The sequence below is a fragment of the Niallia sp. NCCP-28 genome (genome assembly GCF_023168165.1).
GTDB lineage: Bacteria > Bacillota > Bacilli > Bacillales > Cytobacillaceae > Niallia.
Genome location: NZ_BQYJ01000008.1, coordinates 1 through 20,587 on the forward strand (window position 1 = coordinate 1; position 20,587 = coordinate 20,587).

Genomic DNA, 20,587 nt, shown 5'->3' on the forward strand with positions numbered 1-20,587 from the left:
AAAAGACTAACATTGTCCAGAGCCGTCACCGTTTCGCCGCCAAGAGTATACTGCTTCTGCAAATTTTTTATTTCCACAATCCGTTTTTCTTCCACCATTAGTTTCCACCTCTATTTGGACCACCTGATGGCATTTGACCGCCTCCGCCGCCCGGCATTTGGCCTCCGCCTGGGAATCCGCCTTGGGAGCTGTCATCACTTGATTCAAAGGTTGGCAACACAACAGTTGTTCCTTCATCTAAACCACTTGTGATTTCTGCCACATCTTCATTTTCTAATCCCACTTCGACTGTTTGTTTCGTTGTAGAAGTTTCTGTAGCACCATCTTCTGAAGTTGTTGATCCAGATGGAACTAATACATAGTACTCGTCATTTTCTTTTTGTACGGCTTCAACAGGAACGGTTACGACATCTGCTTTGCTGTTTGTTGTGATTGTCGCTTCTGCTGTCATCCCTACTAATAATCCTGTTGATTTTGTGATTTTCACTGTTACTGCATATTTCGCTGTACTTGATGAACTGTCAGAGTTGGCTTCTTTTGCGACACTTGTTACTTTTCCTGTGAATTCTTTATCATCTAATGCACTGACAGAAACAGTTGCTTTTTGTCCTACTTTTACTTTGGAAATATCTAATTCATCGACATTTACAACCATTTCTAAGTTTTCATAATCTGTGATGCCGACTACTTCTGTGCCCATCGATACCGTGCCATCCTCCTCCGCATTAAGAGAAATAATTTCTCCATCAAAAGGAGCTGTAATTGGATCAGCATCTCCGTCAAAAGTGACTAGTTCATCGCCTTTTTCCACTTCGTCTCCGACACTCACCAATATTTCTTCCACTGTTGCATTTTCCGTTGCTGATACAGTTTCACTATTGATCGCAGAAATGCTGCCTGATCCGCTCACATCAATTTTTATATCGCCTACTTCTGCCGTTGCCGTTTGTGTTCTTGCCTGAGCCATGACAGGCTGATCTTCTTTTGAGAAATAGAAATATCCACCAATTCCTGATCCAATTACTACAACTGCTACACCACTAATAATCCACTTTTTGATTCCCTTTTTCATTGTTTCTCTCGACCTCTTTCCATTTCATTCGTTTTTATTTATGAAACGTTCTTTTTTATATGGGCTTGTTCTTTACAAGTAATAGAATATAAAAGAAATGTGTCAGGAATAAGTCGAGAACATTTTTTTGGATTTTTTTTTAAATAATCTCTGTCAAAATGGAGATTTCCTGCTCAATAAGTTTTTTTATAGCGTTTTTACATAAAAACTGAAAATTATTGACTAATACTGGCTTTATGCTGTAAGATACCCTTTTGCACTTCTGCTTATATAACGTGGTTCGAAACCATCCCACGTAAAAAAACTAGGGGGAATCTATAAGATGAAAATAAAAACGATTGCAATAAATGCCATGATTGCCGCACTATACATCGCAGTTACTGCCATTGTTGCTCCATTTGGCTTTACCAATATACAATTTCGTGTATCAGAGATGTTTAATCATTTAATTGTATTTAATAAAAAATATTTATATGGTATTGTCATTGGTGTATTTTTGGCTAACTTATTCTTATCGCCTTTAAAGCCAGACCTGATTTTCGGGCCAGCACAATCCATTATCGCTCTGCTTATTACAATATTTGTTGGCCGCTATGTAAAAAATATAATAAAAAGAATGATTATTAACACGATTGTATTTACATTTACAATGTCTATCATTGCATTGGAATTATACTTATACTTAGATCTGGGGATTTCATTCTTGACTCTGTGGTTCACTACTGCGGTTGGGGAATTTGCCGTGATGGCTATCAGCATCCCGATTGTTTATCTTATTAACAAACGAGTGCATTTTGATAAAATTATAGAAGATAAAAAATAAGCTCTGCTACACACTGAAATAAAAAAACTTGCCTGTTTAAAAGCAATTGACCATTAATCAAACGTTTGATTAATGGTCAATTGCTTTATTTTTTTCAAAGAAACAACAAAAAAAGATGTAGAATCATCTGATTTCTACACCTTCCCTATAATATTTCCTTATTGCTCCACTTATCTTTTATCCCTTCAAACTCTTGCTTGGCATCCATTCTTTTTTGCTTGCTATCGTTTTGCAGCTGTAAAGTTTCCTCTAAACGGGAGATTAAATCGAGATGCGTAGTTTTTAATGTTTCAATCTCTGTTTGTATTTTTTCCTCTCCATTTTCTGCAGCACTACTCTGTATGAAACGACTATTTTTTTTGAGAATTTCCTCTGTCGTTTTGTTTACTCTTTTTTGCGCATCTAGTTCATGTCGGTTCTTAAGCAATGTTAATGCTATTGCCACCTGATTTCTCCATAATGGAATGGTTGTCATAATAGAAGATTGGATTTTCTCTACTACCATTTTATTTGTATGTTGAATAAGCCGAAGTTGTGGAGCTGTTTGAATAGTGATTTGCCTGCTTATCTTCAAATCATATATACGTTGTGCCAACTGATCAGCAAATGCCATCATATCTTCTGCTTCTTGCAGCTTCATTTCATCTTTTGCTCGTTCTGCTTCTTTTTTCATTTCTGGAATTATTTCATTTGTTACTTCTTGCAACTTTAGTTCTCCAGCAGCAATGTACATATTCAACAGATAAAAATAATTTTTATTATCATGGTACAGCTGCTCTAATAAATGAATATCCGATAATAAAATATTTTTGCTGCGTCCTAGTTTTACATTTATTCGATCTATTTGTGCACTTGTTTTTTGGTATTTTGACAAAAGCTCTTGTACAGAACTAGAAGCTCTTCCAAATAAACGGGCAAGAAATGATTTCTTTTCTACCTTTAATTCATCAGGATCTATTTCATTTAATTTCTCCATTAATTCCGCAATAACCATGCCGACATCACCAGCTTCTTTTTTTTGAACATGTTCAAGCATGGAATGGGAGAAAGAAAGAAGGTTCTTTTGTGCTTTTGCGCCAAAAAAAACTAAATCACTATGTTTAGATGGCTCTATACGTTCAGCAAGCTCATATGCCTTTTGTTTATCGCTATCTGATAATCTATTGATAAGAAGAGAAGATGGATTTGCCTCCTTATCTATCGCCTTAATGTTTTCTTCTGCAATAGAAGCAAGAAATAGCGCATCTTCTGCTCCTTCCTCTTTTTGAAAAGGAAGGGACTTTAATCCATCGCTCATTTCAATCTCCTGCTTTCATCGATTAACTCATCGTCCTTATTCTTTTGAGAAGTATGTTTCACCACTTCTAATTCAAAATGCAAATCATCAATATCATCTGTTAGAATTTCATGGAGGTCTTGTTCAATTGTTTTCGTCAGCTGTTCTAAAGCTGATCTTGTCTGGCGCAATGTTGATTGCAGTTCATGATTTTTCTTCGGCTGAGCAGACAGCAAGGCATACTTTTCAGCAATTTCCACAACTGAATCTAAATGAGAATAATAAAACTTGTCAGCACGATAAAAGCGTTTCGGTTCTTGCTGTGTTAAACGATACACTTTTTTCGTAACACGCATTAAATCTATACGCTGTTTAATAGACGGAAAATGACGAATTGCAAAAACAGCTTTATTTAATCGATGTATTTTGGTTTTTGCCTCTTTTAAATGCTTATTAATAAATTTGAATTCCTTTCTAGTCAAACCATGTTTTTTCAAAAACTGATGCTGCATTATCCCATCTGATATAAAATAAGTCCCTGTTCCAGCTAAAATACCGTATATAACTGAGGCTATAAATGATTGTTCTAAAATTAGAAGACTGCTGAACCAAGTCAGCGCACCAATTGGAATGGTCACTCCTGACCTCACAAGAAATTGCAAAAATGGATTCAATATTATCGACTCCTGACTGTTTTCCTTATTTTATCTACGTTTTATTAGAAAAATAGTTTCAAACTCCCCTATTTTCTTTCCTATTATCTTTACACTATAGCAAAAACAAAAAAATTACTATGGACTTAAAATGGAAAATGATCTACGTCTCAAGACTGATTGATTTGTTTTTATATTATAAACTAGTCTATGTTTTTAATTAAACGCCTATGTTAATAACTCTGTTCATTTTATATTTTTGCTAAAGCCGTTTCTGTATGTCCTCTATATTTTAGCAAATAGTCTATAAATTTTCTTGCATAATATGCAAAAAAGAGCCTTCCATGGGAAAGACTCTTCTTATCTATATTCTTGTTTTATGCCATAAAAACTCTGTTATCCAACTTTTGTATGAGGCGTCATATTTGGCACCGTACGTTCAGATTTCTTTTTAGCAGTTCCTTGATATGGAGGTTTGATAGTTAATGCAATAATAAAGGAAACTACACATAATGCTGCAATAACTGTAAATGTTGGAATAAATCCTCCTAATGCTGCTGCAATAAATGAACCAGCTAGCGCCCCAATTCCAAAACCTTGGTAAATAACTCCATAGTTTTTGCTTTGGTTTTTTAGACCGAAGAAGTCTGCTACAATCGTTGGAAATACCGTGATATTACCGCCAAAACAGAAAGCAATTGCTGCAACACATGCAAAGAATATTGGAAAATTAAGAGTGGCTGTACTTAACACCGTAACTGCAATTGCTGTTACAAATAAAGAGCCTGAAATAACTTTTAATCGACCAACCTTATCCGATAATGCCCCTAAGATAATTCGGCCAACAGTATTAAAGATTGCCACTAATGCTACTGCATTGCTTGCTGTTGCAATATCTAATCCAGCTAAGCTTACACCAATATCCTTAACAATTCCAATTAAATATAAACCGCTCATGCAAGCTGTGAAAAATATCACAAATAAAAGGTATGCTTGTTTTGTTTTTAGCATTTCTTTAACTGTATAATTTTTTTGCTGTACTTGAACAGAAGAATCCGAATTAATTTCTTTTGCTTCTTTAATCAAAAATGATCCACCTACAACCATCACCAATACAATAATTCCCCAAAACATAAATGCTTGTGTTACGCCAAATGATGAAATAAATGAACCATTAATAAATTTAAATAAAAGACTTCCTGTTCCATATGCCCCAACAGAAATACCAGATATTAATCCTTTTCTCTCTGGGAACCATTTAATTAAATTAGATAAAGATGTAATATATGCTGTTCCATCTGCAAAACCTACTACAACGCCTGCTAAAATATACAGCATCCATAAGGAAGATATTTGCGATGTAAGCATTAATCCTGCCCCAAGCAATATGCCGGCACTTCCGATTAAACGGCGTATTCCCCATTTGTCTTGCAGTTTTCCTGCAAATAAAGTGGAAAATGCCAATGCAAAACTTGTAATGGAAAATGTTATAGCAACAGAACTTAATTCCCAGCCAAAATTATCTACTAAAGGCTGGTTAAATAAACTCCATGTATAAATAGTCCCTAAACCCATTTGTACGATAATGGTGCCGATAACAATAAGCCACCGTCTCTCTGTACTCGCTTTCATTTTATTCTCTCCTTTTCCGATTTAAATGGTATATTTTTATGTTTCCTATCAAGTTAACTTAATATGTTGTCCCTTACACAAATAAGTATACCACCGGAAAAAAGAATGAAATCGTTATCAGAATGAAATGCATATATACTGGAATGAACGGTAATTACAGTTGCATAATTTGCCGAAATTCTTTCACTTTGCTTCTGCTTACTGGAACTTCGCCCTTTATATCTTTTAAGCGAAGTACATAAGTATGATTAAACCATGGCACAATTTCATGTATCTTCGTTAAATTAACAGTATAAGAACGATGACATTTAAAGAAGATATCTTGCGGCAGCTTCCCATGAAATTCGGAAATGCTCATCGGCATCATATATTCCTCTATTTTTGTATAAACAAGGGTCACTTTTTCACTGGCCACTGCATAATAAATATCATTAACATCTGTTACGATAATATTATCATTTTTGCGCAAATTAATTCTGCCACTTCGATTCGCTGATACCGCGCCTTCGATTGCAGCACTTTTACCATCTTCCCCAACAATTGATTCCCCTTGGTCCCTTTGAAACGCTGCCTCAAGTTTTATCAGCATCGCTGCAATTCTTTTTTCATCATATGGCTTTAAGATATAATCAAATGCTTCTAGTTCAAATGCTTGGGCAGCATGTTCTTTATAAGCAGTTGTAAAAATAATATACGGCTTTTTCGCAAATTTGCTAATATTGGTCGCCAAAAACATTCCATCTAATGAAGGTATATTAATATCAAGAAAAATAGCATCTACTTCATTTCCTTGCAAAAACTTCAACACATCCAGTCCATCGTCAAATGTTTGAATAATTTTTATACTGCTGTGTGTTTGAATTAAATATTCCAGCTCTTCTCTTGCTGGAATTTCATCTTCTACAATAATCGCCTTCATTTTGTCTCCTTTGTCATATCAAAGTATACTTCTGTCCCAGGTTCTAATCGTTTAATCACTAATCCTGTTCCATAAATTAATTTTACGCGCTGGTGGACATTCGATAAACCGATTTGTTTTGAGGGAACTTCTCCGCTATATAAATTATCAATCACTTCTTGTTTAATGCCAATTCCTGAATCCCTTACACTTATCCTGATTTTATCACCAATATCTTTAACGGAAATTTCAATTAACCCAGGACCTTTTCTTTTTAAAATGCCGTGTACTACTGCATTTTCTACAAGTGGCTGAATTAAAAGGCTGGGCAGTTTTATATGAATATCTTCTATATAATATTCCACTTGAAGCCTGCTTCCAAATCGAGCCTGCTCAATTTCAATATAATCCCGTACTTGCTGCAAAGCAATTTGAATATCAATCAGATCTTCTCCTACTTCTAAATTATATCTCATATAACCAGATAAATTATGAATAAGCTCTCTTGCTTTTTCCGGATTTCTCCTTGTCGTAGAAGCAATCGCATTTAAAGCATTAAAAAGAAAATGGGGATTTATTTTTGTTTGCAGCGCCTTTAATTCCGCTTTATTTGCTGCTTCTTTAATTTGCTCCACTCTTGATACTTCCATTAAGGTAGAAATAATTTGTGCAAGACCAATTGCCAATGTTTGCAAAGTATAGGTAATCGTATTTGCTTTGCGGTAATAAATCTTTAAAGTCCCGGTAACTACTCCTCTTTCCTCAAGAGGAATCATGAGAAGACAATGAATCTGTGGAGTATGATGATCAGCAATATTATTCCGTATCGTAATTTTTCCGCTGCGAATCGTTTCTTTTGTCAATTCGCTAATTATTGCTTGGCCCTCTTGGTATTTTTCTTCCCCAAAACCTACATATGCAAGTACATCCTTTGTATCAGTTATTGCCACAGCATCTGCATGTATATCGTTTTTAATAATCGTACAGATTGTATGTAAAGATGCCGTATTTATCGAACGAAAATATGGCAATGTTTTATTGGCAATATCAAGCGCCAACTTTGCCTGCTCTGCTGCAATTCTTTCCTTCTCCCCTTCTACGCTGGCAATCATCAAAACGATTAAGCCTATGCTGACTTGTCCTAAAATCATCGGAAACGCGATTTTAGAAACAATTTCTAATCCTAACTCAAATGGTTCTGCCATGATTAAGATTAAAATCATTGTTAAAATTTCACATAACATTCCAGCAATAATCCCCATAATCCAGCGGCTTGATTTTTTCACTTTCATATGAATATAACCTGATACAATACCTGCTAAAATGCTAGTAATCAAACAAGGAACTGAAGTCACCCCGCCAATATCAATTAAATAACGGTGAATCCCGGAAACAATTCCTGTAACAATACCTACCCATGGACCAAATAAAATGCCGCCAGACATAATGGCGATAATTCTTATATTAACAATTGATCCTTCTACTTCAATCCCAGAATATGTGCCAAACAAAGCAAAAGCACAAAAAATTAATGTAATCATCATAAGTTCTGTGGAGGAATGACTATCCTTTTGCAACGTTTCCTTAAATTTCGGTACCCTTGTCATAAAAAACAGCGAAATAAGCAATAATGCTGCTCTTTCAAATAATTGAATCAACATTTCCAACTCTGTTAATTGATACACATTTTTTCCTCCTGATCTTTATCCACTCATATTTTACCAATATACTGACAGGAGGTAAATGAATGAAATAAGAAGAAAACGATCAACACCGCTAAGCTTTTACCATCTGCAAAATAAGCAAAGTTCCTTTTAACGGAACATCCTCCGTCAATAAACAAAACTTCCCTTTTTCTACTAAATAACTGTCCTTAGGCTGCAGTACACCATTAATAAATAAATTAGTAAATGATAAAGAATAAGGACTTAATATAACTTGCACTCCTAATTCCTGTATTCCATCTTCGTCTTTAAATATCCGCTGTATTCCATCAGCTATTGTGTAAAATTCATATACTTCAACTTTTTGGGGAATAGCAAAACTTTGAACTTCTAAAGGAATAACAGGGAGGGACAATACAGGCTTTTTTATTTTATGATCTTTTCTCTTTTTTTTCATAATCCCGCTCCGTTCACTTTTTTTCTATTTAGCAAACATTAACTTTTGAGCCCCGCCTCATGATTATAAGAGCAAACGAAAAATCTAGGTGGGAAGAAACTTGCCCGCAAAAGCCTGATTGAAGTTTCACTTTATTATTTTATTAATCTACTTATTCAGGAGTGCTTGTCCATTTTTATTAAAAAAATGCTAATGTCTATACCGAAAAGAAAAATGCTACATAAAATAAGAAGAAAAGTGAAAAGGAGTGATCACATGCCACTTAAAATAATGAAACTTGCAATAACTGCTGCCGCTACAACGGTAACAGCTCCCACTGTGAGCCGTTTTTTTTATGAAGCAGAAACAACTGTAACAGGAGTTGCTTCATTAACCATTGATGCAGCAGATTTTTTTACTGATACAGGAGGAGCAGTTTCTTCATTGCCTGCATTAACTGATGACAATAGCTATATCGAAGTTTATGTAAACGGTGTATTGCAAATGGCCGATTTATTGGAATATACACCTGGCACAACAGGAACTGGTCAACTAGTCATAGACGTTCCAGCTGATTCAACAATTGAAATAGATTCTCCAGTTGTTTTAGTTGTGACCAATTTTACTCCAGCTACTGATGTTACTATTACAACTTAATTTTTCGGACAAAAAAAGATGAGCGTCTAGTTGACCCTCATCTTTTTTCTTATTTTTTAAATATGCCAAAAGGCTTTCCAATCGGCAGCACTACTTTTCCGAAATGTGTATTAAGCACAATTGCTCCACATCCGTAAAAAGATAATAGCGCAATACAAAGCTCTGCAATTCCAGCAATCATATGTGTTGTTTCATACATAATATCAAAAGAGCTCAACGATAAGCCAATAAATAAGAAATCAATAAATACAAAGATAAAAAATAATACCTTATGTGTTTCTAAAGCTCCAATTGTCATAAACAAACTAAAAATTAAATATCCAATAAATGCAAATCCAAGCTGTTTTATATCCACTGATGCAGCAAGTGTTTCTCCAAAGCAGCCTAATTGAATAAGCCATGTTGTCCCAACACCGAACCAAAATAATCCAAATGCACCAAAAGCAGTAGTGCCAAAAATATTATTATGCTTCGAATCTAGTATGGAAGCAATTAGCTGTGCAATGCCTCCCAAAAAGATTGCCCACGGCAAAATAAGTGAAACTCCTTCTGTTAAACCAAGTTTTTGAGAAGAAGCAACAAGTGTTACCATTGCTAAACCAAATAAACCTAAAGCAGATGGATCTGCTGTTGTAATCTTAACCTGTGTCTGATTCTGAGTCTCCATAATTTCCTCCTAAAAAAACATACTTTTGTACTTTATAGGAATTAGCGGATAGTGTCAACTGTTTTTTTATCTTATAGAATAGTCAACATAAGGCTCTATCCTTTTAGTGTGAACTATTCCATATTGCAATATTGCAACATTATAAAACAAGTAAATATGGATGCTCTAGATAAGAGATTACTTGCCCTAAACATTCTGCTGAAGGTACTCCATCTAAAATATGATTTGTAATCCCACCATAAGGGGTTACTTTATTCTCTCTACATAATTTCCAGTATATTCCTATACAAAGCAACTTTTGCATCTGCTTTTTTATTCATACATATATCCACCTTGTTTCTATTGATACGTCAATATGAAGTATTTCCCTTTTAAATAGATGCTGTTTAAATACAATGAATGATTATGCTTGTACAAAACAAAAGAGAAGAAGGTTCATTTAAATCATCCTTCTTCTCTTATATAAATTTTAGTATATATAGGTAGAATATATAAAAAATAGCAAGATAAAAAAACTTAGATGTTTTTTTATCTTGCTATTTGATTTTTATTTCGCCTTATTGCTCTTCTCATTGTTTTTCTTTAAGGCAAAACGATATTTTTCTCCTTTTTCAATTTGTGTTACTTGTGAATCATGCACTGTTATTTGTACTGTTCCAAACTCCATACTTTCTATAAAATTAATAATTTTATCAATGATTTCTTGATCCATTTTATTTTTTGAAGACATCTTAATCCTCTCCTTTTATTAGAATCCTACGATTTAAAAGCAGGTCTTCCAAGGCTGTTCATTAAAAGAATATATGCATTATAGTTATAGCCGACAGTGGTTTCTCTAGACTGCGAATGACTTCTTTTACATTAATTTCATTGGGGTTCTTATGATGTCAATATCCTTCTCCAACTCCCCTTTTCCCTTAAATATAATCTTTTTTTTAATTGCAGCAATATTTATTCTGCATAATAAGTATTAGTGGTTTTTTTGACTTTTTCTGCGCTGTCATCATAACAGTATTCAGTTGATTGCAGCCTTGCGCCAATAACCCTTCTGCATATTCTCTTTTGATAGAACGTTTCATTTCTCTCCCCATACTGCTAAAATTGCTTCATGCTTTAATAATTTTTCATCTAATGGAAATTGATAGTTTTTATAAAGTGAAACTTTAATCAGTGAGGGTTTTCTTCATCCCCACTGATTGTTAGTGGAACCAATCAGGATTTTATGGGCAAGTTTCTATCCACCTAGACTTCTCATTTTCTCTTACACTCCCTTAGGTGGGGGGAAAAGCCCGTTAATGTGTGATAAATGATGTGATTGCATCTTTAATACCGAGTATATCTATATGAATATATGTTTTTATTAATCATATTATGTATTAGTAGGTAAATCAACCACTTATTAGGAAATTTTTGATTAAATTTCTTAATAATAACTATTTCTATTATCAGCAAAATTGCATCATTCCTTTTTTGGAAATGGCGCATTATTATTATTTTTCTTCTTTAAGCGCTTTGTCTACATATTGATTATCAATGACTTTTGATACTTGCAGTTTTTTATCAATTCCTCCTACAGAGTATAGAAAATCAGCTTGTTCTTGATGTGCCTTTGCAAACTCTTCTGTTGTTGGACTTAAAATATTATCCGATTTCTCTAGCACGGATTGAATAATTTCCTCATCAACCTTTTGAGATTCTGCAATGTCTTTTGATACTTCATCAACATGACTAGTAAAATACTTGCGGACTTCTTCATATGTTTTTAGAAAAAGTACGGTTAAATCAGGATTTTCTTCTGTAAATTTAGACCTTGCAATAAGAAAACTTGGTGCATTTATATTTAAATCTTCTCCTGATACCAAGACTTTTGCTCCAGTTTGAAAAACAGCAGTTGTTGCATATGGTTCCCAAATTGACCATGCATCAATTGATCCATTATCTAATGCAGGTCTTGCTTCATCAGGCTGCAGTTGTATGATCTCAATATCTTTATCTGTTAAACCAGCGCGGTCAATAGCCATATACAAGAAGTTATAAGCACTGCTTCCTTTTGCTACGCCAATCTTTTTATTTTTCAAATCTTTTATATCTTTAATAGAACTCCCTTTTGGTATCACAATAGAATTTCCCTTTTTTCCATCACTTGTAACAGCAATCGCTTTAAAGTCAATATTTGCTGCCTGCCCTGCGATAAGCGGTGTTCCACCTACTGCGCCAAAATCTAGCCTGCCAGAAGCCAATGCTTCAAAATGAGGCGGTCCACTTGCAAATTCATTCCATTTTACCTTTACCCCAACTTTTTCAAAGGCCTTTTCAAAATATTTATGTTCTCGTGCATAGGGTAAAATCCCCGTTTTTCCTTGAACACCAATATTAACTACCACATCTTCTTTGTTAGTTCCTTTTGTTGAAGTTTTTTCATTCGATCCGCAAGCACTTAGCAACAGTACAATAGAGATCAGCAATAATAGATACATGGGTTTCAGACTTTTTAACATAATCGAATATCCTCCTTAATTATACTTTTCTTATTTATTTAATCGGATTTAAAACACTAACCATTCACTGAACTATGTATCTCCAGTTACCCTTGATAATTATCTTGCCATCTTAATAGCTTTCTCTCAAATAGCTTCACTAAGGAATCAGATAACTTTCCAAATACAGCGAAGATAATAATCCCTACAAAAACAACAGTCGTTTGGGAAAATTGTCTTGCATCCATAATCATATATCCAACACCTTCACTCGATCCCATTAATTCTGCAGCAACTAATGCCAGCCATGCAGTACCCATTGATAATCGCAGTCCTAATAATATATTAGGAAGTGCGGCTGGAAGTATCAATAATGTAATTTGTTTCCATTTGCTAAACTGCAATACTTTTGCCACAGCAAACAATTTGGAGTCTACTCCGCGAATCCCTAAAAATGTGTTCACATATAAAGGAAAAAAAGCGCCTTTTGCAATTAACAGTATTTTGGAGGCCTCTCCAAATCCAAACCATAAAATAAACAGTGGAATAACTGCTAATGTAGGAATGGTCCGAAGCATTTGAAGCGTCGGATCAATTGTCTGCTCCATATTTTGATTAAAACCAACTAGCAATCCAATTAATAATCCAAGGCCTCCTCCTAATGCAAATCCCCCCAGTGCTCGCCATAAACTGATTTCTAGATGCCCCGTTAATTCACCACTTGCTGCTAACTCGATAAACGTGGTAAAAATAGCACTTGGTCTTGGCAATAAAGTTGCCGAAATCAATTCATATTTCCCTGCAAGTTCCCAAATAGCTATAATAATTAATGGCAGAATAAACCCTTTTATAAATATGCTCAATTGCCTAGCATCCTTTTTTTTACTTATCCTTTTTTGTTTGGATGACTTTATGTTATCAATAGAAATGGTAGTTTGATTTTCCATAGAACACCCCTCCTTTATATTCCAGCGCTATTGATTAATTCCAATTCATCTACTTTTTCAAATTCATTTAAGACAAGATGACGGAATTCTTGAAAAGATGTGGTCGATTTTTTTCTTGGAAATGGCAAATCAATCGGAATGACTTTTTGCACCGCTCCTGGTCTTGCACTCATAATAACTACTTTGTTTGCTAAATAAATAGCTTCATCAATATCATGTGTAACAAAAATCATCGAGGTTTTCTCTTCTTTCCAAATATCCAGAAGCGCTTCTTGCATATGAGATCTAGTAAAAGCATCTAATGCTCCAAATGGTTCATCCAAAAGAAGGATCTTTGGTTTTCTTAACAATGCTCTCGCAATAGCAACACGCTGGGCCATCCCTCCTGAAAGTTCCTTTGGATATGCCTTTTCAAATCCCTCTAATCTTACTAGTTTAATCAGTTTTTTAACATCGCTTTGTACAGATGGCTGGTTTAATGATAGATTGCCTGCAATATTTTTTTCTACTGTCAACCATGGAAATAAGCGTGGTTCTTGAAAAATAAATCCCTGATTAATGCTTGTTCCTGCTATTTTTTGTCCTTCTAGTTTAATTTCTCCATAATATTCCATATCCAATCCTGCTATTGCTTTTAATAATGTGCTTTTTCCGCAGCCGCTTGGACCTATAATTGTGATGAATTCACCACTTTGGACATTTAAATTTATATCATTTAAAACATGTGTCGTTTCTTTTCCTTTCTCAAATGTCTTATAAAGTTGATTTATTTCCAGCAATGACATCCTAGTTCCCCCTTTCTTATTCCCCTAATTATTAACTTTTGCAAATGAATTAGCAGGTCGGAGCAAACCTAGATTTTCCCGTAACGTAGTGCCTGTATATTCCGTGCGAAATAAGCCCCGCTCTTGCAATTCAGGAATAACCAGATCAACAAAGTCATCTAATCCTCCTGGCAGATATGGCGGCATAATGTTAAATCCATCTGCTGCTCCATTTTTAAACCACTCCTCAAGCTGATCGGCAATTTGGCTAGGTGTTCCTGCAATTTCTCGATGTCCTCTAGCTCCAGCAATTTGCTGATATAATTGGCGAATGGTTAAATTCTCTCTATCTCCTAAATCCTTCACAAGCTGAAATCTTGTTTTTGCTCCATTTATATCTTGAATATCCGGCAGATCAGGAAGTGGTTTATCAATTGGAAATGATGATAAATCATAGCTTATTAAAGAGGATAATAATCCAACCCCCACTTCTTCTGGTATTAATTCGACCAAATATTGTTTTTTCTCCTTCGCTTCTTTTTCCGTACTGCCAATAACCGGGAATACACCAGGCATAATTTTTAAAGAGTCTTTTGTGCGGCCATATTTTTTTAGACGCCCTTTTACATCTTTATAAAAACTTTGTGCTTCCCCTAATGTTTGCCACGCCGTAAAAATAACTTCAGCTGTTTTAGCTGCGAGCTCTCTTCCAGATTCAGATGATCCTGCTTGAATAATAACTGGATGCCCTTGTACAGGCCTTGATATATTTAGCGGTCCTTTAATGGAAAACCATTTTCCATTATGGTTTACATGATGTACAAGGCTTGGATCTGCAAACCTCCCTGTCTTTTTATCTACTAATACGGCATTATCTTCCCAGCTGTCCCATAATTTTTTCACTACTTCAACAAATTCTTCTGCCCGCTCATATCTGGCACTATGAGCTAAATGTTCTGTTTTGCTGAAATTAAGTGCTTCTGCTTCGCTGGAAGATGTAACCACATTCCATCCAGATCGTCCTCCGCTCAAATGATCAATTGTCGCAAATTTTCTCGCTAAATGAAAAGGTTCATTATAGGTAGTGGAGGCTGTTGCTGCCAAGCCAATATGCTTTGTTGCAACAGCCAATGCAGACAAAAGCGTCACTGGATCTGGACGGATATTAACTGCTTGCTCTATGCCAGCCCCATTTCTATCATGCACAGCGTATCCATCAGCGAAAAAGATCATGTCAAATTTGCCTCGTTCTGCTGTTGTTGCTAATCTTTTATATAAGTCAAATGATAAAATATCTTCACTTTCACTATCTGGATGTCTCCAAGCAGCTACATGATGTCCTGGAATCATAAAAAAGGCTCCTAAATTCATTTGTCGCTTTTCATTCTTCATTTTCCCATCCTCCAATTATTACAAATTATTTTTTCTATAAATAAGTTGTTGACCGTAAAAAAAGTGCAGCACTTATCCGCTAAGGAAAAGGCTGCTCCAGTTTTCTGGCCGCATTATTTATTGGCATATGGATCTTCTAGATACGAAGTAATGAGCTCATTTAGTTTTAAAGCAAATCCCTTGGTTAATGGAACATAGTTGCAGAAAGGCTCCAATAATCATTTCACAATAAATAATATATAATTATTTATTATCAGGCTGTTGAAAAACGTTCGCTCTCTTCGTCACTCCCCTTTTTTGCGGTGCTCATTACCACCAAACGGTAACTCCGCTCCTCAAAAAGTGGGATTCCTCGATAGTCAAACGTTTTCATTCAGCCTGATTTTTTACTATCAAACTTTTTCGACACTCTGACAATAAATAATATATAATTATTTATTATTTTGTATATAGACTGCCCCTTCCTGATTATGGTGATTGTTAATCCGATATTACTTTAATTAATGCATCTATACTTTTTTCAATTCTCTGCTGCACTTCTTCTTTTAAAGAAAATTGATTGTTATCAAGCCTTTCTACATCTTTATCAATAGTGTATACCCCATTGATTATATAAGTGGCTCCTAAAGCCGATATTACTGGATTCAGTGCATATTCAATTGTAAGCAAATGCCCAAAGGACCCGCCTATCACTAAGGGTAAAATAATTTTATCTCCTAGTCCTTTCTGAGGCAGCAAATCAAGATATGTTTTTACAATTCCAGAGTAGGCTGCTTTATATACTGGAGTCAAAATAAGCACCCCTGCTGCAGCTTCTACTTTTTTATGGGCATTTTTGATTGCTTCACTATCAAACTTTGCCTGAATCAAATCTTCTGCTGGCAGTTCATGTACTTTTATAATGTCATAAGAAATCCCCGCCTTTTCCAATAATTTTATACTATAATCCAATATTCCATTTAAACGTGAGTAATCATTTGGTGCACCTGCAATAATTGCAACTTTTGCCATCTGCTTCTCATCCTCTCTTTCCTTTTGTATGAAGGTATGTTTTTTTTCCTATATTTATTAATCATTTGATAGATTGCCTTTTTATTTTCTTCTCTGTTTAATTTTGCTGTTTATTAAATGTTGCTTTTTAGGATGAAAATCATTTGCCACCATTTCACCAACTTGATTGCTGTTGAAATTTATTGATTTTTGGTTAATACCTAAGTGGGGAAACAATAATTCTGCTACTCGATACGACTCTTCTAAATGGGGATAACCAGAAAGTACAAATGTCTCTATGCCCAAATCTTCATATTCCTTCATTCTTTTGGCTACTGTTTCTGGATCGCCTACTAAAGCAGTACCAGCTCCTCCTCTTACTAGTCCAACTCCCGCCCATAAATTAGGGCTTATTTCCAAGTTATCTTTGGTTCCTGCATGCAAATCTGTCATTCTTTTTTGTCCTTCTGAATCATATCGTGAAAAAACTTTTTGCGATTTTGCAATTAAATCATCATCTACATATTTGATTAAATCTTCTGCCGCATGCCAAGCTTCCTCAGCTGTTTCTCTCACAATGACATGAAGGCGTATACCAAATCTCACCGTTCTGCCTTCTTTTTCAGCCAATTTTCTTACTTGATTGATTTTTTCTGCAACTTTTGCTGGCGGCTCTCCCCAAGTTAAATAGACATCTACATGCTTTGCTGCGATTTCTTGTCCTATTTGTGAAGAACCGCCAAAATATAAAGGAGGATATGGCTTTTGAACTGGAGGAAATAATAATTTCCCTTCATTAATATGCAAGTAGTCTCCTTTTAAATTTGCTTCTCCCTTTGCTAACAGTTCTCTCCACACAGCTAAAAATTCATCTGTTAGTTCATATCTTTCATGATGGCTCAAATGCAATCCATCACCAGCAAGTTCCACAGGATCTCCTCCAGTTACTACATTTATTAGTAATCGTCCATTTGATAAACGATCAAATGTCGCCGCCATTCTAGCCGCTTGAGAAGGAGTCGTTAATCCCGGTCTCACTGCTACCAGAAATTTCATCTGACTAGTAGCTGTAATCAATGAGGAAGCAACCACCCATGCATCTTCGCATGATTGGCCTGTCGGCAGCAAAGCACCATCATATCCTAACGAGTCTACTGCTTGTGCCACTTGTTTTAAATACGGCAGATTAACCTCTCTTCCCCCTGTAGTAACGCCTAAATATCTTGAATCCCCATGTGTCGGAATAAACCAAAATACATTCATCTTTTTTCTCCCCTTCTTATGTTTTCGATAGTTTTTCTATATTTATTTATAAAAAAAGACTCCCAGTTAAGTAAGAAACTTACTTAATCCGAGAGCCTCTAGTTTTCTAGTCAGCTATTGAATTAACTTTTACTTTTTTATTATTTTTAAAGCCGCCAATTTTTGAAACAGTATAAACTATTGCTGCTATCCAAATGATAATAATTGCTGCGTATACATATGGATAAAAAGATGCCTGATCAATCCAAGATGTTAGCAAATTTCTTGCATTTACAAGGATAATAAAACCACCTACAAGTACACCCATTAACTGTGCATGAATTTTCTGAACAAGCCATGCAGCTATTGGTGCTGCGATAATTCCGCCAATCATTAATGCTCCAACCCATAACCAGTTTACTTGCTCCCATCCTAAAGAGATGAAAAAGCCAAGTGTTGCAGAAACCGCTATAGCGAATTCACTTGTATCCACTGTACCTACTACCTTGCGTGCACTCATGCCTTTTCGGGATAATAGCACTGGCGTCGCAATCGGTCCCCATCCTCCGCCGCCGGTTGCATCTGCAAACCCAGCCACTAAGCCTAATGGAATTGCTTGTTTTTTGCTTAAATCAATTCCCTTTTTCTCTTCACTTGGGCGGAAGTTAAATAAAAATCTAATAAGGACATATGCGCCTAATCCTAAAAGGAATAAAGAAATATACGGCTTTGCCAAATCTCCTGGTATATTGCTTAAAAATGTTGCCCCTGCAAAGGCCCCAATTGAACCTGGAATAATTAGTCGATAAACTGTTTTTTTATCTACATTTCCAAATCTTATATGAGATGCTCCAGATGCAGCTGTCGTTACCACTTCTGCTAAATGAACAGAAGCAGATGCAACGGCTGGAGAAATGCTGAAAGCCAATAAAAGAGACGTCGATGTAACCCCATAAGCCATTCCTAAAGCACCGTCAATTAATTGTGCAAGCAGACCAATAAAAGCAAAAACGATTAACTTTTTCATTATATACACCCTCTATTTGTTTTAATTAATGAGAAAATCTAGAAAAAGATATACAACAGCATAACCCTTCGACTTAGTTATGCCTTCGAATTTTTAGTCAGCTCTTTATTTTTTCTAATTAAGCAGATTATATATCGCATTATTCCTACCCGTCAACTAGTATTTTAAAATAAATTGAAAATTATTAAAATGGAGAACCTTTGATAACAAAAGAACCATATTTTCAGCCCCAAAAAGCTTTTTATGAGAAAAGCCCGCCTATTATGTAGTTTAAATACGGAATAATAATCTTCCATCAAAAAAACAAGACAGAGGAAATTCCCTGCCTTGTTTTTAGCTAAACATTTTTTCTATTAATCTTTCTCTAATGCTTGCTGTAAAGTCGAATATGTTTCAATTTCATCTTATTTGCATTTCCACTGTACAGCTTCAAAATTTGCCATCCCTTCTTTTGCAAAAAATTGCACTCCTAAACTTTCTTTTTTAGGAAATAAACGAGACGTAAAAACAATTTCTCCATCATTTACAAAAACCTCAATAGAAGATGTATCCATAAATAGATGAAAACGCACTTTTTCTTTTAAGTATGATTTCTGACGAATTGTTCCATATTCTTGTGCAAATAATTCTCCTGCTTTTGTACGATCAAGTACTACCTTCTGAATCGATTTATCAAGATAAAGCAACGTTTCTTCGTCTTCCCCAACACGTAGCTTTAATCCCGCAATTGCTGCACTTTTTGCTTCTATATCCACAATCATTTCATACGCTTCTCCTGAAAATGCCTCTATATGTTCTGTAATTCCCTGTATACTCAATGCTCTTTGCACTTTATTTTGTCGATTTTTTTGCAGTTCTCGCACAGGTTTTTGATAAATAATATTATTCTTAATTGAAATTTCTCTTGGGAGAGTTAAACAATGGGCCCACCCTTCTTTATCTGTCGGATATTCTATTTCTGGCAATCCCATCCATCCAACAAGCAACCGTCTGCCATCCGGTGATACTGTTGTTTGTGGAGCATAAAAATCAAAACCTGCATCTAATTCCTGAAATTCTTCATGTTCGAAATAATTATTATTTAAATCCAATGGCTGCCCTATATACGCACCAGATTGGTAAATATTCCTAAAACTATCATTTTTCGCTTGAATACCTTGAGGAGAAAATAATAGTACGCCATGATTTTGCAATTCAAAATAGTCAGGACATTCCCACATAAAACCAAAATTCATTTCTTTCGTCTTTAACTCGCCTAGCCAATGCCAATCCTTTAAATTATCCGATTTATAAAGAAGAACACATCCTGTTAAGTCTTTGCGCTGAGCCCCTACTACCATATAGAAACTATCTTTTTCTTTCCATACTTTCGGATCTCTAAAATGTTCTGTATATCCTTTTGGCTGCTTCTGAATTATAGGTATATCTTGCTTGATCATCTTCCCCTTATCGTCCATTATTATTAAACACTGCGAGGCATGGCGATTCCATTCTCCATCTCGTTTATTTGCTGTATAGAACAGATAAAGGAACTCATTATGAACAAATCCACTGCCTGAATATATCCCGTGGCTTTCAAATGACAACTCTGGTTTTACAGCAACCCCTTTATTTTTCCAGTTTATAAGATCTATTGATTCTGTCTGATACCAATGTTTCATCCCATGTACAGCTCCAAAAGGAAACCATTGATAAAATAAATAGTAGCGGTCTTTATACCAAACAAAACCGTTAGGATCATTTAATAAACCATATGGCGGCTGAATATGATATCGTTGCCGCCATAGACTTCTCGATACTGACAATTCTAGTTTCTTTCTCTCTTCTACAGTCATACTGTCATATGTACGATAGCGTTCTTCATTCGTCCACTCCATAATTAACTTTCCTCCCAAAACCATTTTTAAAAATGAAAAACGAGTTGCTAAAGCAACCCGTTTTTAGCAAACTGATGCGTTCTATTTACTGTC

The 20,587-nt window shown here is 35.2% G+C and carries 20 protein-coding genes and 1 riboswitch; of the genes, 2 read left to right on the forward strand and 18 right to left on the reverse strand.

The features are described 5' to 3' along the window. Window positions 1-97 precede the first annotated feature (97 nt). Window positions 98-1,072, reverse strand: coding sequence for an efflux RND transporter periplasmic adaptor subunit (locus NCCP28_RS18505; protein ID WP_248562708.1), 975 nt, complete (start codon window positions 1,070-1,072; stop codon window positions 98-100). A gap of 269 nt (window positions 1,073-1,341) precedes the next feature. Next, a riboswitch (PreQ1 riboswitch) is annotated at window positions 1,342-1,386 on the forward strand. Window positions 1,387-1,394: 8 nt separating this feature from the next. Here NCCP28_RS18505 and NCCP28_RS18510 point away from each other — a divergent pair. Then, complete coding sequence (locus tag NCCP28_RS18510; RefSeq protein ID WP_248562709.1) at window positions 1,395-1,895, forward strand: QueT transporter family protein; 501 nt, start codon at window positions 1,395-1,397, stop codon at window positions 1,893-1,895. A gap of 145 nt (window positions 1,896-2,040) precedes the next feature. Here the strand turns inward: NCCP28_RS18510 and NCCP28_RS18515 are convergent, their stop codons facing one another. The 6 genes from NCCP28_RS18515 to NCCP28_RS18540 form a co-directional block, all read right to left on the reverse strand. Next, window positions 2,041-3,192, reverse strand: a complete 1,152-nt coding sequence (locus NCCP28_RS18515) for a toxic anion resistance protein (protein WP_248562710.1) — start codon at window positions 3,190-3,192, stop codon at window positions 2,041-2,043. Continuing rightward, window positions 3,189-3,845, reverse strand: coding sequence for a 5-bromo-4-chloroindolyl phosphate hydrolysis family protein (locus tag NCCP28_RS18520; RefSeq protein ID WP_248562711.1), 657 nt, complete (start codon window positions 3,843-3,845; stop codon window positions 3,189-3,191). The genes NCCP28_RS18515 and NCCP28_RS18520 overlap by 4 nt, the downstream gene beginning before the upstream one ends. A gap of 375 nt (window positions 3,846-4,220) precedes the next feature. Next, window positions 4,221-5,456 (reverse strand): L-lactate MFS transporter, encoded by a 1,236-nt coding sequence (locus NCCP28_RS18525; RefSeq protein ID WP_248562712.1) that lies wholly within the window; start codon window positions 5,454-5,456, stop codon window positions 4,221-4,223. 154 nt (window positions 5,457-5,610) lie between these two features. Beyond that, the gene (locus NCCP28_RS18530) at window positions 5,611-6,375 is read right to left on the reverse strand and encodes a LytR/AlgR family response regulator transcription factor (RefSeq protein WP_248562713.1); all 765 of its coding nucleotides are present in this window, start codon (window positions 6,373-6,375) and stop codon (window positions 5,611-5,613) included. After that, window positions 6,372-8,015 (reverse strand): sensor histidine kinase, encoded by a 1,644-nt coding sequence (locus tag NCCP28_RS18535; protein ID WP_248562859.1) that lies wholly within the window; start codon window positions 8,013-8,015, stop codon window positions 6,372-6,374. The genes NCCP28_RS18530 and NCCP28_RS18535 overlap by 4 nt, the downstream gene beginning before the upstream one ends. A 115-nt stretch (window positions 8,016-8,130) precedes the next feature. Further along, window positions 8,131-8,475: a DUF4183 domain-containing protein gene (locus NCCP28_RS18540; protein ID WP_248562714.1), complete on the reverse strand. Its 345-nt coding sequence runs from the start codon at window positions 8,473-8,475 to the stop codon at window positions 8,131-8,133. A 255-nt stretch (window positions 8,476-8,730) separates the two neighbouring features. Between NCCP28_RS18540 and NCCP28_RS18545 the strand changes: the two genes are divergently transcribed. Then, the gene (locus NCCP28_RS18545; protein WP_248562715.1) at window positions 8,731-9,111 is read left to right on the forward strand and encodes a DUF4183 domain-containing protein; all 381 of its coding nucleotides are present in this window, start codon (window positions 8,731-8,733) and stop codon (window positions 9,109-9,111) included. A 49-nt stretch (window positions 9,112-9,160) separates the two neighbouring features. Here NCCP28_RS18545 and NCCP28_RS18550 read toward each other — a convergent pair whose 3' ends face one another. The 11 genes from NCCP28_RS18550 to NCCP28_RS18600 form a co-directional block, all read right to left on the reverse strand. Next, complete coding sequence (locus NCCP28_RS18550; protein WP_248562716.1) at window positions 9,161-9,778, reverse strand: acetate uptake transporter; 618 nt, start codon at window positions 9,776-9,778, stop codon at window positions 9,161-9,163. Window positions 9,779-10,325: 547 nt separating this feature from the next. Further along, entirely contained in the window at window positions 10,326-10,508 is a 183-nt protein-coding gene (locus tag NCCP28_RS18555) for a YezD family protein (RefSeq protein ID WP_248562717.1), read from the reverse strand. A gap of 205 nt (window positions 10,509-10,713) precedes the next feature. Then, window positions 10,714-10,857, reverse strand: a complete 144-nt coding sequence (locus NCCP28_RS18560; protein WP_248562718.1) for a hypothetical protein — start codon at window positions 10,855-10,857, stop codon at window positions 10,714-10,716. A 411-nt stretch (window positions 10,858-11,268) separates the two neighbouring features. Beyond that, the gene (locus tag NCCP28_RS18565) at window positions 11,269-12,276 is read right to left on the reverse strand and encodes an aliphatic sulfonate ABC transporter substrate-binding protein (RefSeq protein ID WP_248562719.1); all 1,008 of its coding nucleotides are present in this window, start codon (window positions 12,274-12,276) and stop codon (window positions 11,269-11,271) included. 86 nt (window positions 12,277-12,362) lie between these two features. After that, on the reverse strand, window positions 12,363-13,202 hold the full coding sequence (locus NCCP28_RS18570; RefSeq protein ID WP_248562720.1) for an ABC transporter permease: 840 nt from the start codon (window positions 13,200-13,202) through the stop codon (window positions 12,363-12,365). 14 nt (window positions 13,203-13,216) lie between these two features. Beyond that, window positions 13,217-13,987 carry an ABC transporter ATP-binding protein gene (locus NCCP28_RS18575; protein ID WP_248562721.1) on the reverse strand — a complete coding sequence of 257 codons (771 nt, stop codon included), beginning with the start codon at window positions 13,985-13,987 and terminating at the stop codon, window positions 13,217-13,219. Between the two features lie 24 nt (window positions 13,988-14,011). Further along, window positions 14,012-15,358, reverse strand: coding sequence for an LLM class flavin-dependent oxidoreductase (locus NCCP28_RS18580; RefSeq protein ID WP_248562722.1), 1,347 nt, complete (start codon window positions 15,356-15,358; stop codon window positions 14,012-14,014). 480 nt (window positions 15,359-15,838) lie between these two features. Continuing rightward, window positions 15,839-16,369, reverse strand: a complete 531-nt coding sequence (gene ssuE / locus NCCP28_RS18585; RefSeq protein ID WP_248562723.1) for an NADPH-dependent FMN reductase — start codon at window positions 16,367-16,369, stop codon at window positions 15,839-15,841. An 81-nt stretch (window positions 16,370-16,450) separates the two neighbouring features. Next, window positions 16,451-17,611, reverse strand: a complete 1,161-nt coding sequence (gene ssuD / locus NCCP28_RS18590; protein WP_248562724.1) for an FMNH2-dependent alkanesulfonate monooxygenase — start codon at window positions 17,609-17,611, stop codon at window positions 16,451-16,453. 106 nt (window positions 17,612-17,717) lie between these two features. After that, window positions 17,718-18,617, reverse strand: a complete 900-nt coding sequence (locus tag NCCP28_RS18595) for a sulfite exporter TauE/SafE family protein (protein WP_248562725.1) — start codon at window positions 18,615-18,617, stop codon at window positions 17,718-17,720. 404 nt (window positions 18,618-19,021) lie between these two features. Then, window positions 19,022-20,494: a glycoside hydrolase family 32 protein gene (locus tag NCCP28_RS18600; RefSeq protein ID WP_248562726.1), complete on the reverse strand. Its 1,473-nt coding sequence runs from the start codon at window positions 20,492-20,494 to the stop codon at window positions 19,022-19,024. Window positions 20,495-20,587: the final 93 nt, after the last annotated feature.

Bases quoted from the DNA above. Each gene is read 5' to 3' on its own strand.
- NCCP28_RS18560 (WP_248562718.1), bottom strand. From the start codon at position 10,857: ATGAAACGTTCTATCAAAAGAGAATATGCAGAAGGGTTATTGGCGCAA.
- ssuE (WP_248562723.1), bottom strand. From the start codon at position 16,369: ATGGCAAAAGTTGCAATTATTGCAGGTGCACCAAATGATTACTCACGT.
- NCCP28_RS18555 (WP_248562717.1), bottom strand. From the start codon at position 10,508: ATGTCTTCAAAAAATAAAATGGATCAAGAAATCATTGATAAAATTATT.
- NCCP28_RS18575 (WP_248562721.1), bottom strand. From the start codon at position 13,987: ATGTCATTGCTGGAAATAAATCAACTTTATAAGACATTTGAGAAAGGA.
- ssuD (WP_248562724.1), bottom strand. From the start codon at position 17,611: ATGAATGTATTTTGGTTTATTCCGACACATGGGGATTCAAGATATTTA.
- NCCP28_RS18530 (WP_248562713.1), bottom strand. From the start codon at position 6,375: ATGAAGGCGATTATTGTAGAAGATGAAATTCCAGCAAGAGAAGAGCTG.
- NCCP28_RS18510 (WP_248562709.1), top strand. From the start codon at position 1,395: ATGAAAATAAAAACGATTGCAATAAATGCCATGATTGCCGCACTATAC.
- NCCP28_RS18535 (WP_248562859.1), bottom strand. From the start codon at position 8,015: ATGTTGATTCAATTATTTGAAAGAGCAGCATTATTGCTTATTTCGCTG.
- NCCP28_RS18545 (WP_248562715.1), top strand. From the start codon at position 8,731: ATGCCACTTAAAATAATGAAACTTGCAATAACTGCTGCCGCTACAACG.
- NCCP28_RS18595 (WP_248562725.1), bottom strand. From the start codon at position 18,617: ATGAAAAAGTTAATCGTTTTTGCTTTTATTGGTCTGCTTGCACAATTA.
- NCCP28_RS18540 (WP_248562714.1), bottom strand. From the start codon at position 8,475: ATGAAAAAAAAGAGAAAAGATCATAAAATAAAAAAGCCTGTATTGTCC.
- NCCP28_RS18515 (WP_248562710.1), bottom strand. From the start codon at position 3,192: ATGAGCGATGGATTAAAGTCCCTTCCTTTTCAAAAAGAGGAAGGAGCA.
- NCCP28_RS18570 (WP_248562720.1), bottom strand. From the start codon at position 13,202: ATGGAAAATCAAACTACCATTTCTATTGATAACATAAAGTCATCCAAA.
- NCCP28_RS18565 (WP_248562719.1), bottom strand. From the start codon at position 12,276: ATGTTAAAAAGTCTGAAACCCATGTATCTATTATTGCTGATCTCTATT.
- NCCP28_RS18580 (WP_248562722.1), bottom strand. From the start codon at position 15,358: ATGAAGAATGAAAAGCGACAAATGAATTTAGGAGCCTTTTTTATGATT.
- NCCP28_RS18600 (WP_248562726.1), bottom strand. From the start codon at position 20,494: ATGGAGTGGACGAATGAAGAACGCTATCGTACATATGACAGTATGACT.
- NCCP28_RS18525 (WP_248562712.1), bottom strand. From the start codon at position 5,456: ATGAAAGCGAGTACAGAGAGACGGTGGCTTATTGTTATCGGCACCATT.
- NCCP28_RS18550 (WP_248562716.1), bottom strand. From the start codon at position 9,778: ATGGAGACTCAGAATCAGACACAGGTTAAGATTACAACAGCAGATCCA.
- NCCP28_RS18505 (WP_248562708.1), bottom strand. From the start codon at position 1,072: ATGAAAAAGGGAATCAAAAAGTGGATTATTAGTGGTGTAGCAGTTGTA.